The sequence below is a fragment of the Janthinobacterium sp. HH106 genome, assembly GCF_001758725.1.
Lineage (GTDB): Bacteria > Pseudomonadota > Gammaproteobacteria > Burkholderiales > Burkholderiaceae_D > Janthinobacterium.
Genome location: NZ_LRIC01000037.1, coordinates 1 through 12,561 on the forward strand (window position 1 = coordinate 1; position 12,561 = coordinate 12,561).

Genomic DNA, 12,561 nt, shown 5'->3' on the forward strand with positions numbered 1-12,561 from the left:
CCCGCCGGCGTGGCATTTCCAATGAGCAGGTCTGCATCCTGGTGGCGCGCGACCGCACGGGGCAGACCCTCGATTTCGTCACCGGAAAAGGAGCACTGACGAAGGCGCAAGTGCGCCATTATTTGTTGCCCATGATCGACAAGGATATCCTGTTGCTCACCGATGGCCATGCCGCCTATCGCGCCTTTGCCAAGGAAGCGGGAATCAGCCACCAGGCCGTCAATGTGCGCGCCGGCATCCGCGTGCAGGGCGCCGCCCACGTGCAGAACGTCAACGCGTATCACAGCCGCTTGCGGGCATGGCTACGCCCCTTTCACGGCGTGGCGACGCGCTACCTGCCGAATTACCTGGGCTGGCGCTGGATACTGGACGCCGGGCGCATCCGCTCCCCGGAAACATTATTGAAGGCAACACTGGGAGCATTCCCACATCTGATGGTGACATAGCCTTCTTTATTGCAGATCAAAACAAGGATGGCCCCACCCTGCGTATAGAATAGTTGCCACTATTTCCTTACAACAACGTCAGGGTGACCATGCGCATACCTTTCTGCTCCCCCGAAGACCTACCGCACCGCCTCCTGCGCGCAAGGTCACGCCTTCGCGTGTGGAACTGTTCAAGAGCGAAAAAATCTCCCAAGGAGAAGCTGATGCGCGATTTTCATCCACCGTTGAAAGGCAAGAGCAATGGCCCGGCCAAGGGCGACGCGGCATGAAGCGCTGGCGTGCACTGACGGCCGTCACGGTGGCCTGCGCGAGCATGGCGGCCGCTGCCCATAACTTCCACATGGGCATCGCCGACATCAGCTATAACGCGGCCAGCGGCAGCACGGAAGTGGTCCACACCTACACGGGCCACGACGTCGAGGCGCTGCTGACGAATCTGTACCAGCGCCGGTTCGACCTGGGCCAGGAAGACAGCGAAGCGGCGCTGCGCCGCTATGTCGAAAAACAGTTTTACCTCGTGGCGCCGGATGGCAGGCGATTGCGCCTGAACTGGGTCGGGATGAAGGTCAATGCCGACAACGTGGTGATCTTCCAGGAGATCGAACGCACGCGCCTGGCCCCCGCCACGCGCATTCATAACCAGTTGCTGATCGATTTCCTGCCCAGCCAGCGCAATACCCTCAACGTGCAGGACAGCGGCAGCATCCAGACGCTGATCTTCGACCGCCAGAACACGGAATGGCCGATCCGCTAATCCCCGGCATACCCATGACGCCACGCTCCCTTCCCCTCCTCCTCGCGGCCTTGTTTTCCTCCACCGCCGCCCACGCCGACGACCTCTTCCAGCGCGTGCTGGTCGACGGTTCGCGCCTGAACCAGCTGGGCGTGGCCGATTCGGCCAACGCGGGCAGCATCACGCAACAGCAGCTCGACGCGCGCACCAGCTACCGGCCCGGCGAATTGCTCGAAGCCGTGCCGGGGCTGATCGTCAGCCAGCATAGCGGCGAGGGCAAGGCCAACCAGTTCTACCTGCGCGGCTTCAACCTCGATCACGGCACGGACTTGCGCACCACGGTCGACGAGATGCCTGTCAACCAGCGCAGCCATGGCCACGGACAAGGCTGGACGGACCTGAACTTTTTGATCCCCGAACTGGCCATGCGCCTCGATTACAAGAAGGGGCCGTATTCGGCGGCGCAAGGCGATTTTTCCTCGGCGGGCGCGGCGTCCGTCGTCTACGCGAACCGCCTGACGCAAGGCATCGCCAGCGCGGGCATCGGGCAAAACGGCTTTCGCCGCGCTCTGCTGGCCGACTCCATCGATGCGGGCGACGGCAGCCTGCTGTACGCGCTCGAAGCGCAGCACAACGATGGCCCGTTCACGCAGCCGGACCGCTACCGCAAGCGCAATGGCGTGCTGCGCTACAGCGAAGGCTATGCCAACAACGGCTTCAACGTCACGGCCATGGCATACGACGCCAGCTGGAACGCCACCGACCAGATTCCGCTGCGCGCCGTGCGCGACGGCAACTTGGGCCGCTTCGACGCCGTCGATGCCAGCGACGGCGGCAAGGCGCAGCGCTACAGCCTGTCGAGCGCCTGGCGCCAGACGACGGACGACGTGTCGTCCAGGGTCAGCGCGTACGTGATCGCCAACCGCCTGGCCCTGTTCTCGAATTTTACGTATGCGATGGACGATCCGCTCAACGGCGACCAGTTCGCCCAGCCCGACCGGCGCGTGACGGCCGGCCTCGATGCCAGCCACACCTGGCACCGCCACACGGACCGGGGCAGCAGCGACACCACCATCGGCCTGCAACTGCAGAACGACAATATCCACAATGGCCTGTACCACACGCGCCAGCGCCAGGTCCTGTCGACCACGCGGCAAGACCATCTCGTCGAAACGAGCATCGGCGTGTATGGCGAAAACAGCACGCGCTGGTCGCGATCGCTGCGCACCGTGGCCGGCCTGCGCGCGGACGCCTACCGCTTCGACGTGCGCAGCGACCGCGCCGCCAATTCGGGCACGGCCAGCGACCATTTGTTCAGCCCCAGTCTGAGCGTGATCGCGGGGCCGTGGCGCGACACGGAAGCGTATGTCAACATCGGCAACGGTTTTCACAGTAACGACGCGCGCGGCACGACCATCACGGTCGATCCGAAGACGGGCGAGGCGGCTGGCAAGGTCACGCCCCTGGTGCGCTCGCGCGGGCTGGAACTGGGCTTGCGCAGCGCCGCCATCGCCGGCCTGCAAACCTCGCTGTCGCTGTACCGCCTGGACTTCGATTCCGAGCTGCTGTTCATCGGTGACGCGGGCGCCACGCAGGCGGGCCGCCCCAGCCGCCGCTACGGCATCGAGTTTTCCAGCTACTACAAGGCGGCCCGCTGGCTGTCGCTGGACCTGGACCTCGCGTATGCGCGCGCACGCTCGCGCGGCAGCGACCCGGCGGGCGACTTCATCCCCGGCGCCATCGAAGGCGTGGCCCAGCTGGCCATGACGGTGACGCCGCCGGGACCGTGGTCGGGCTCCTTGCGCCTGCGCTACTTCGGCCCGCGCCCCCTGGTGGAAGACAACAGCGTGCGCTCCGCCGCCAGCGTGGGCTTGAACGGGCGCATCGCCTACCGGATCGACAAGACCCTGCGCATGGAAGTGGAAGGCTACAACCTGGCCAACCGGCGCGACGCGGCCATCGATTACTACTATGCCTCGCGCCTGCCCGGCGAAGCGCAGCCCGTGGACGATATCCACTTCCATCCGGTGGAATCGCGCTCGCTGCGTATGACCCTGGTAAAGAATTTTTAACTCAACAAGAATAATTCCTGTCGTACTGCACAGGAAACGCCGCGAAGTCGTAGAATGCCAGGCTGGATAAACTGAGACAGGCCGCATTGCGGCCGGCACCGCCATGAGCACTTCCGCACCGATCTTTACCGCCCCGTCCCACGTCAAGGAAGCCTTGCGCGATGACGGCTATGCCGTCCTGCGCCCGCAGGACGTGGCCGCGCTGGCCGGCTGCCCGCTGGACGCGCTGCGCGCGCTGGAACCAAGCTGGGATACCCTGGCGCTGGACAATTACCTGAAGGATGGCGGCCGCTATCGGCGCCGGCGCCATTCGTGCTTCGTGCAGGATGGCGAGCGCCTGACGCAGACGGCGCACCGTCCGCACTGGCAGCCGGTGGAATACAACGCCCTGCACGGCGGCATGCACCGCCTGTTCGAACCGGTCGACCCGGCCATCGTCGCGCAAGCGGCCTGGCAGCAGCTGATTCGCGCACTGGGCGACGCCTGCTCGCAGGTCAAGGGCCGCCAGCCGTGGTTCATCGAGGCGCACCAGTTCCGCATCGATACGACCGACGGCATCGGCCGCCCCACGCCGGAAGGCGCGCACCGCGACGGCGTCGATTTCGTCGCCGTGCTGCTGATCGGGCGCGAACAGGTCAAGGGCGGCGAGACGCGCATCTTCGAAGCGGAGGGCCCCAACGGCAAGCGCTTTACCCTGACCGAGCCATGGTCGCTGCTGCTGCTCGACGACGCTGCCGTGATCCACGAATCGACGCCGATCCAGCCCATCGGCGAACACGGCCACCGCGACACCCTCGTGCTGACCTATCGCGCCGGCCAGTTCCAGGGCGAAAACTGACAGGCGGCCACAGCATTCCCTGTGGGCAAAATAGTTACTTGGAAGTTACTTTTACAGACCTAAATCCGATATAGTCATACGATGTCGATATTGCGCGCTCACCGCGCCCAGCATCACCACACTGAAATCCTAGGAGAGGTCTGTGGACTCCAACAACCAAATCAAGCCTGACGAAATCGAGATCCTGATCGTCGAGGACAGCCCGACCCAGGCGGAGCGCTTGCGCCGCCTGATCCAGTCGCTGCACTATAACGCGCGCGTGGCGGCGAATGGCCAGCTGGCCCTGGCCGCCATCCGCGAGCGCAAGCCGCACCTGGTGCTGTCCGATATCGTCATGCCTGAAATGAATGGCTACGACCTGTGCCGCGCCATCAAGTCCGACCCGACCCTGCGCGACATCCCCGTGATCCTCGTCACCTCGCTCAACGACCCGAAGGACATCATCCGCGGCATCGAGTGCGGCGCCGACAATTTCATCCGCAAGCCTTACGCGGAAGACTACCTGCTCAACCGCATCAGCCACATGCTGATGAACCAGAAGCTGCGCAAGAACCAGAATGTGGAAATCGGCATCGCCCTGTACCTGGGCGACCAGAAGCACTTCATCAATGCGGAGCGCCAGCAAATCCTCGATTTGCTCATTTCCACATATGAACAGGCGGTGCAGGTCAACGGCGAACTGCAGGCGCGCGAACGCCAGGTGATCGAGCTGAACATGCGCCTGGCGCACCATGCGGCCGAACTGGAAACCATCAACCGCGAAATCGCCCTGAAAAACCTGGAACTGGCCGAGGCGAGCCGCATGAAGTCCGCCTTCATCGCCAACATGTCGCATGAACTGCGCACGCCGCTCAACGCCATCATTGGATTCACGGGCGCGCTGCTGATGAAACTGCCCGGCCCCCTGACGTCGGACCAGGACAAGCAGCTCAACACCATCCGCGCCAGCGCGCGTCACCTGCTCTCGCTGATCAACGACATTCTCGACGTGGCCAAGATCGAGGCGGGCAAACTGACCCTGTCGATCGAACCCGTGCACTGCCAGGATCTGATGGCCGAAGTGGCCGACACCCTGCGCCCGCTGGCCCAGCAAAAGGGCCTGGCGCTGGAAATGGCGCTGGGCGAAGCGGGCCGGTCGCCCGCCATCATCGAGACGGACCGCCGCGCACTGACGCAAATCCTCATCAACCTGCTCAACAACGCCATCAAGTTCACGGAACAGGGCACGGTGCGCATCAGCCTGGCCCAGCGCGAGGAAGACGGCATGCTGGTGACGGAAATGAGCATCGCCGACAGCGGCGCCGGCATCAAGGAAGAAGACCAGGCCAAGCTGTTCCAGGCCTTCTCGCAACTCGATTCCACCTCCACGCGCCACGTGGAAGGCGCGGGACTGGGCCTGTACCTGTGCCAGAACCTGGCCAACGCCATCGGCGGCGCCTTGTTCTTCAACAGCGACTACGGCTCCGGCAGCACCTTCACGCTGGCACTGCGCAGCAAGGCCTGAGTTTCTGTGCGCCGCAGCATGAAATGCTGTTTTTTTGCCATCAACAAGAGATGAATACAGTAGTTCTACGGTATTGCACCGCACCATTTTCAGCGCTATAGTGGAACTGTCTCCTCCAATTCGTTCCCTGAACATTGGATTCAGCCCGCGCCAGTTCGCGGGCTTTTTTTTGCCCGCGTTTTACCGCATCTTCATCTTTCCTTAACTAAATCAAGCGATTTAGTTATATCAATCGTTTGAGATATATGATTAAATCTCCGACATGATTGAAAAAAACATTTCCCCAACACCAAGCGCCGACGACGGGCGCAAGCCCCGCTCCGATGGCGAGCAGTCGCGCGAGCGCCTGCTGCATAGCGCCATCCGCCTGTTTGCCGGGCAGGGCTACGCCAAGACGTCCACGCGCGAACTGGCGCAGGCGGCCGGCACCAACGCGGCGGCCATCCGCTATTATTTTGGCGACAAGGCGGGCCTGTACCGCGCCGCCTTCTCCCATCAACTATCGAATCCACAAGACAATATCGCCCTGTACGAGCAACCGCATTTCACCCTGCGCCAAAGTCTGGAAGGCTTTTATGCGCAATTGCTCGCCCCCATGCAGCAGGGAGAAATCGCGCGCGATTGCATGCGCCTGTGGTGCCGCGAGATGCTCGAACCGACGGGCCTGTGGGCGCGCGAGGTCGACCAGAACATCCGTGCCGAACACGAGGCGCTCACGCGCGTGCTGGCGCGCCACCTGGGCGCGCCCGCCAACAGCGACGACATGCACCGGCTGGCGTTTTCCATCGCCTCGCTGGCCCTGCAGCACATGGTGGGCGCCGACGTGCTGCACACCTTGCGCCCGCAACTGCTGGAATCGCCGCACGCGATCGACACCTGGCTGGCGCGCTTGACCGACTACGCGCTGGCCATGACCGACGTGGAACGCCGGCGCCTGGCCACTCCCCCCTCTACCACTCAACGACAAGCAGAAGGACCAGCATGACGATTATTCGATGCACCGTTCAACGCGCCCTGGCCGCCGGCATCGTGCTGGCGCTGGGCGGTTGCGCCCTGCAAGGGCCGCCCGCCGCGGTGGCCGCCAGCGCACCCGCGCAGTGGCAGGCGCCGCTGCCGCACAACGGCAAGCTGACGGACCTGGCCAGCTGGTGGCAGGGCCAGGGCGACAGCCTGCTGGTGGAATTGATCACCGAGGCGCAGCAGGTCAGCCCCACCATCGCCGCCGCCGGCACGCGCATCGTGCAGGCGCGCGCGGACAGCATCGCCAGCGGCGCCGCGCTGGCGCCCAAGCTCGACGCGACGGGCAGCGTGGTGCGCACCAGCCAGCAATCGGCCCAGCCCAGCGGCACCACCTCGCAGGCGGCCTTGCAGGCGTCGTGGGAAATCGACGTGTTTGGGGCCAATCGCGCCACGCGCGACGCGGCGCAGGAGCGCTACGGCAGCGCGCGCGCGCTCTGGCATGAGGCCCGCGTCTCGGTGGCCGCCGAAGTGGCGAACCAGTACTACGCCTTGCGCACCTGTCAGCAATTGCAGGCCGTGGCCGAACAGGATGCGGCCTCGCGCCGCGACTCGGCACGCCTGACGGAGCTGAGCGCCGGCGCCGGTTTCCAGCCGCCCGCCAACGCCGCCCTGGCCCGCGCCAGCGCCGCCGAAGGCGCCAGCCGCGCCATCGAACAGCGCGCCGCCTGCGACGTGAACATCAAGGCGCTGGTGGCCCTGTCTGCCATGCCGGAAGCGTCGCTGCGCCAGAAGCTGGCGGCCAGCCCTGCCATCCTGCCCTCGCCCGTGGCGATAGCGGAACTGCCGGCGCAAACCCTGGCCCAGCGTCCCGACATCTACAGCGCCGAACGCGAAGTGGCGGCCGCCAGCTTCGAAGTGCGCGGCGCGCAGGCGCAGCGCTATCCCCGCCTGAGCCTGGCAGGCTCGATCGGCAAGGGCAATATCAGCGCCGGCGGCACCAGCATCACGGCCAGCACCTGGAGCATCGGCCCGCTGGCCGTCAGCCTGCCCATCTTCGACGGCGGCACCCGCCGCGCCCAGGTCGACGCGGCCACGGCGCGCTACGACGAAGCCGTGGTGAAATACCGCGCCGGCGTGCGCCAGGCCGTGCGCGAAGTGGAAGAAGCATTGGTCAACCTGGCCAGCACGGACGCGCGCAGCGAGCATGCCAAAACCGCGCTGGAAGGCTACCGCGTGTCGTTCGTCGCCACCGAAGACCGCTACAGGAACGGCCTGGCCAGCCTGATCGAACTGGAAGACGCCCGCCGCACGCGCCTGGCCGCCGAAAACACGGTGGTCAACCTCGAGCGCGAACGCAGCGCCGCCTGGGTGGCGCTGTACCGCGCCGCCGGCGGCGGCTGGAACGGCAGCAGCGCCATCGCCAACAACGCACCTTGACGGATACGACAACATGAAAAAACTGATTTTGACACCCACGGCATTCGCCCTGGCCGCCCTTTGCGTAATGCTGGGCGCGGGCGTGGCCCTGTACCCATCTGCTTCCACGGCAGCCGACGAGGCGAAGGACAAGAAGGCGGCGCAAAAACCCGCGCTGACCGTCACCACGGCCAAGCCGCAGACGGCCAGCCTGCCCATCAAGCTGAGCGCCAACGGCAACGTCGCCGCCTGGCAGGAAGCCGTCATCGGCAGCGAGTCGAACGGCTTGCGCCTCACCGACGTGCGCGTGAATGTCGGCGACGTCGTGCGCGCCGGCCAGGTGCTGGCCGTGTTCTCGAACGACACGGTGAACGCCGACGTGGCGCAGGCCAGGGCCGCCGTGCTGGAAGCGGAAGCGAATGCGGCCGAGGCGGCAGCCAACGCGCAGCGCGCCCGCTCGCTGCAAAGCACGGGCGCCATCAGCGCGCAGCAGATCAGCCAGTACCTGACGGCAGAACAGACGGCCAACGCGCGCATCGCGTCCGCCAAGGCGCAGCTGGCGTCGCAGCAGCTGCGCCTGAAATACACGCAGGTGGTGGCGCCCGACAGCGGCATCATTTCCTCGCGCTCGGCCACCGTGGGCTCGGTGGTGGGCGCCGGCACGGAATTGTTCCGCATGATCCGCCAGGGCCGCCTCGAATGGCGCGCCGAAGTGACGGCCACCGAGCTGCTCAATTTGAAACCAGGGACGCTGGCGCAAGTGAAGGCGGCCAATGGCAGCGTGTTGACGGGCAAGGTGCGCATGATCGCCCCCACGGTCGACCCGCAGACGCGTTCCGCCCTCGTGTACGTGGACCTGCCGGCCAGCACGGGCAACAATGCGCCGTTCAAGGCAGGCATGTACGCCAGCGGCGAATTTGAACTGGGCACCTCGGGCGCGCTGACGGTGCCGCAGCAGGCGATTGCCGTGCGCGACGGCTTCAGCTATGTCTTCCGCCTCAATCCCGACCAGCGGGTCAGCCAGATCAAGGTGCAGGCCGGACGGCGCCTGAGCGACCGCATCGAGATTTTAGGCGGCATCACGGCCGACACGACCATCGTCGTCAGCGGCGCCGGCTTCCTCAATGACGGCGACCTGGTACGCAATGTCGCCACCCCGGTAGCGGCACCGGCGGCAGCCAAGCCTGCTGCGCCGGCCGCCGTGGCAGCGAAAAAGTAAGGCAAGCCATGAATTTTTCCTCTCTCTCGATCAAGAATCCGATCCCGGCCATCATGCTGTTCGCGCTGCTGACTTTGGCAGGCCTGCTGGCCTACAAGGCCAATCCGGTGCAGGATTTCCCCGACATCGAACTGCCCATCGTCACCGTCAGCGCGGTGCTGCCCGGCGCCGCGCCGGCCCAGCTGGAAACGGAAGTGGCGCGCAAGATCGAAGACTCCGTCGCCACCCTGCAAGGCGTGAAAAACATCTACACCAAGGTGCTCGATGGCGTCGTCACGGTGACCGTCGAATTCATTCTGGAAAAGCAGATCGCCGAAGCCGTCAACGATGTGCGCGACGCCGTCGCGCGGGTCAAGGCGGACATGCCGGCCGAGCTGCGCGATCCCACCGTCACCAAGGCGTCCACGGCCGGGCGCGTGGTGCTGACCTTTATCGCCACGGCAAAACCCGGCGTGGACAACCCGCTCGACTCTCCCGACCTGTCGTGGTTCGTCGACAACACGGTCGCCAAGCGCCTCCTGACCGTGCCCGGCGTGGGCGCCGTCAACCGCGTGGGCGGCGTCTACCGCGAAATCCAGGTGGAACTCGACGAAGCGCGCATGGCGGCATTGAAGGTCTCGGCCCTCGACGTCTCGCGCCAGCTGCGCCTGGTGCAGCGCGAAGCGCCGGGCGGCCGCGGCGACGTCAGCGGCGCCGAGCAGTCGGTGCGCACCATCGCCACCGTGAAAACGGCCGATGAACTGTCGCGCGTGGAAGTGCCGCTGCCGGACGGCCGCCATGTGCGCCTGGACCAGGTGGCCACCGTGCGCGACACCATTGCCGAACCGCGCGCGCTGGCCGAGCAGGATGGCAAGACCGTGGTCGCCTTCGAGGTATTCCGCACCAAGGGCGCCAGCGAAGTGGCCGTCGCCAAGGGCGCGCGCGACGCCATCGCCGACCTGCAAAAGGAAAACCCGAATGTGGTGCTGCAGCAGTCGATCGACAACGCCTTCCCCGTCGAGGAAAACTTCGACGGTTCGATGGAGTTGCTGTACGAAGGCGCGCTGCTGGCCGTGCTGGTGGTGTGGTGGTTCCTGCGCGACTGGCGCGCCACCCTGGTGGCCGCCGCCGCCCTGCCCCTGTCCGTGATGCCGGCCTTCCTTGGCATCTACTGGTTCGGCTACACGCTCAATACCGTCACCCTGCTGTCGCTGGCGCTGGTCGTCGGCGTGCTGGTCGACGACGCCATCGTGGAAATCGAAAACATCGAGCGCCATCTGCGCATGGGCAAGTCGCCCATGGAAGCGGCCATGGAAGCGGCCGACGAAATCGGCATGGCGGTGATCGCCACCACCTTCGCGCTGGTGGCCGTGTTCCTGCCGACGGCCTTCATGAGCGGCATTCCCGGCCTGTTCTTCAAGCAGTTCGGCTGGACGGCCGTGCTGGCCGTGCTGGCCTCGCTGGTGGTGGCGCGCCTGCTCACGCCGATGATGGCGGCCTACATATTGAAACCGCTGCCGCACAAGGAGGAACAGGACGGCTGGCTGATGACGCGCTACCTGACGGTCATGCGCTGGTGCCTGAACCACCGCGGCATCACGGCCATCGCCGCGGCCCTGTTCTTTGTCGCCGCCATCGCGCTCGTGCCGCTGCTGCCGACCGGTTTCGTGCCGGCCGCCGACCGCGCGCAGACGCAGATCAACCTGGAACTGCCGCCCGGCTCCACCCTCGGCGAAACGCAGGCCGTGGCAGCCATGGCGCGCGACGCGGCCATGCGCACACAAGGCATACAGGGCGTCTTCAGTTCGATCGGCGGGGGCTCCAGCGGCGACGCCTTCGCCCCCGGCGCGGCGGCCGAGGCGCGCCGCGCCGTGCTGACCCTGACCACCGTGCATCGCACGGAGCGCAAGGAATCGATGGCGGACCTGGAAACGCAGCTGCGCCACAAGCTCGATACGATCCCCGGCGCCCGCTTCACGGTGGGGCCGCCCGACACGGGCGTCAAGATGCAGCTGGTGCTGCGCTCGGAAGACCCGGTGGCGCTGATGGCCGCGGCGCAAAAGGTCGAGCGTGAACTGCGCGGCCTGAAAGGCATCGGCAACGTCAATTCCAGCGCCTCGCTGGTGCGTCCGGAAATCATCGTGCGCCCCGATTTCGCCAAGGCGGCCGACCTGGGCGTGACGGCGGCAGCCATCGGCGAGACCGTGCGCGTGGCCACGGCCGGCGACTACGACACGGACCTGACGAAAATGAACCTGCCCGAGCGGCAGGTGCCGATCCGCGTCAAGCTGCCCAACAGCGTGCGCGCCGACCTGGCCGCCATCGAGCGCCTGACCGTGCCCGGCAAGAACGGCCCCGTGCGCCTGGCGAACGTGGCCACGGTGACGATGGAAAGCGGCCCGGCGCAGATCGACCGGTTGAACCGCAGCCGCAACGTCACCCTCGACGTGGAACTCGGTTCGCGCACGCTCGGCGAACTGAATGAAGAAGCGCGCGCGCTGCCGTCGATGAAGAATCTGCCGCCGTCCGTGAAGATCGCCGAACTGGGCGACGCGCAGGAAATGGCCTCGCTGTTCGCCAGCTTCGGCCTGGCCATGCTGATCGGCGTGCTGTGCATCTACTGCGTGCTGGTGCTGCTGTTCAAGGACTTCATGCAGCCGGTGACCATCCTGGCGGCGCTGCCGCTGTCGATCGGCGGCGCCTTCGTGGCGCTGCTGATCACGGGCAGCGCCCTGTCGATGCCGTCGATGATCGGCCTGATCATGCTGATGGGGATCGTCACAAAGAACTCCATCCTGCTGGTCGACTATGCGATCCTGGCGCGCCAGGCCGGCATGAACCGCTTCGACGCGCTGGTCGACGCCTGCCACAAGCGCAGCCGGCCCATCCTGATGACGACGATCGCCATGGGCGCCGGCATGATGCCGCTGGCGCTGGGCTGGGGCGCCGACCCCAGCTTCCGTTCGCCGATGGCCATTACCGTCATCGGCGGCCTGATCACCTCGACCTTATTGAGCCTGCTGGTGGTACCGGCCGTGTTCACCTACATCGACGACCTGGAGCACCTGCTCAAGCGCGGCATGGCGAAACTGCGCCGCCAGAAGGCGCCGCTGCGGCGCGATGACAGGGTGGCGCTGGAAAAATAAGCGCCAAGGCTGATTGCAAAAACGCCCCCTGCGGGCAAGGAAGCGAGGGACGGGCCGCCAGGCCGCGCTCCCTCGCTTTCATCTATCTGGCATACTGCGCCCATTCTCCATGACCGCAATCTGCCCTGCCTATGAATTACCGCACCCCGCTCGTCCTGCTGATAGCCTCCGCACTGCTCGGCGCCTGCTCGGACAAGACCACCCCCGCCAGCGCCGGCCTGGCAGCCGACGTGGCAGCCGCCGTCCCG

The 12,561-nt window shown here is 65.9% G+C and carries 9 protein-coding genes; all 9 read left to right on the top strand.

The window, feature by feature from the left end:
- Positions 1 to 446 (top strand): IS1595 family transposase (locus tag JAB8_RS15355; protein WP_139143059.1); only part of this gene is annotated, 446 nt, incomplete at its 5' end.
- A 265-nt stretch (positions 447 to 711) separates the two neighbouring features.
- Complete coding sequence (locus JAB8_RS15360; protein ID WP_070290503.1) at positions 712 to 1,200, top strand: DUF6702 family protein; 489 nt, start codon at positions 712 to 714, stop codon at positions 1,198 to 1,200.
- Between the two features lie 14 nt (positions 1,201 to 1,214).
- Entirely contained in the window at positions 1,215 to 3,251 is a 2,037-nt protein-coding gene (locus tag JAB8_RS15365; protein WP_070290504.1) for a TonB-dependent receptor, read from the top strand.
- A gap of 103 nt (positions 3,252 to 3,354) precedes the next feature.
- Positions 3,355 to 4,089, top strand: coding sequence for a 2OG-Fe dioxygenase family protein (locus tag JAB8_RS15370; protein WP_070223489.1), 735 nt, complete (start codon positions 3,355 to 3,357; stop codon positions 4,087 to 4,089).
- Positions 4,090 to 4,231: 142 nt separating this feature from the next.
- On the top strand, positions 4,232 to 5,593 hold the full coding sequence (locus JAB8_RS15375; protein ID WP_070223490.1) for a response regulator: 1,362 nt from the start codon (positions 4,232 to 4,234) through the stop codon (positions 5,591 to 5,593).
- Positions 5,594 to 5,855: 262 nt separating this feature from the next.
- Positions 5,856 to 6,578, top strand: a complete 723-nt coding sequence (locus JAB8_RS15380) for a CerR family C-terminal domain-containing protein (RefSeq protein WP_070290505.1) — start codon at positions 5,856 to 5,858, stop codon at positions 6,576 to 6,578.
- Positions 6,575 to 7,990: an efflux transporter outer membrane subunit gene (locus tag JAB8_RS15385; protein WP_254679526.1), complete on the top strand. Its 1,416-nt coding sequence runs from the start codon at positions 6,575 to 6,577 to the stop codon at positions 7,988 to 7,990. Before JAB8_RS15380 ends, JAB8_RS15385 begins: the two co-directional genes overlap by 4 nt.
- Before the next feature lie 13 nt (positions 7,991 to 8,003).
- The gene (locus tag JAB8_RS15390; protein WP_070290506.1) at positions 8,004 to 9,188 is read left to right on the top strand and encodes an efflux RND transporter periplasmic adaptor subunit; all 1,185 of its coding nucleotides are present in this window, start codon (positions 8,004 to 8,006) and stop codon (positions 9,186 to 9,188) included.
- 8 nt (positions 9,189 to 9,196) lie between these two features.
- Complete coding sequence (locus JAB8_RS15395; protein WP_070290507.1) at positions 9,197 to 12,313, top strand: efflux RND transporter permease subunit; 3,117 nt, start codon at positions 9,197 to 9,199, stop codon at positions 12,311 to 12,313.
- The last annotated feature ends 248 nt before the right edge of the window (positions 12,314 to 12,561 follow it).

What these genes read in the sequence shown, in the direction of transcription:
- JAB8_RS15390 (WP_070290506.1), top strand. Translation starts at nt 8,004, where the DNA reads ATGAAAAAACTGATTTTGACACCCACGGCATTCGCCCTGGCCGCCCTT.
- JAB8_RS15360 (WP_070290503.1), top strand. Translation starts at nt 712, where the DNA reads ATGAAGCGCTGGCGTGCACTGACGGCCGTCACGGTGGCCTGCGCGAGC.
- JAB8_RS15365 (WP_070290504.1), top strand. Translation starts at nt 1,215, where the DNA reads ATGACGCCACGCTCCCTTCCCCTCCTCCTCGCGGCCTTGTTTTCCTCC.
- JAB8_RS15395 (WP_070290507.1), top strand. Translation starts at nt 9,197, where the DNA reads ATGAATTTTTCCTCTCTCTCGATCAAGAATCCGATCCCGGCCATCATG.
- JAB8_RS15385 (WP_254679526.1), top strand. Translation starts at nt 6,575, where the DNA reads ATGACGATTATTCGATGCACCGTTCAACGCGCCCTGGCCGCCGGCATC.
- JAB8_RS15380 (WP_070290505.1), top strand. Translation starts at nt 5,856, where the DNA reads ATGATTGAAAAAAACATTTCCCCAACACCAAGCGCCGACGACGGGCGC.
- JAB8_RS15370 (WP_070223489.1), top strand. Translation starts at nt 3,355, where the DNA reads ATGAGCACTTCCGCACCGATCTTTACCGCCCCGTCCCACGTCAAGGAA.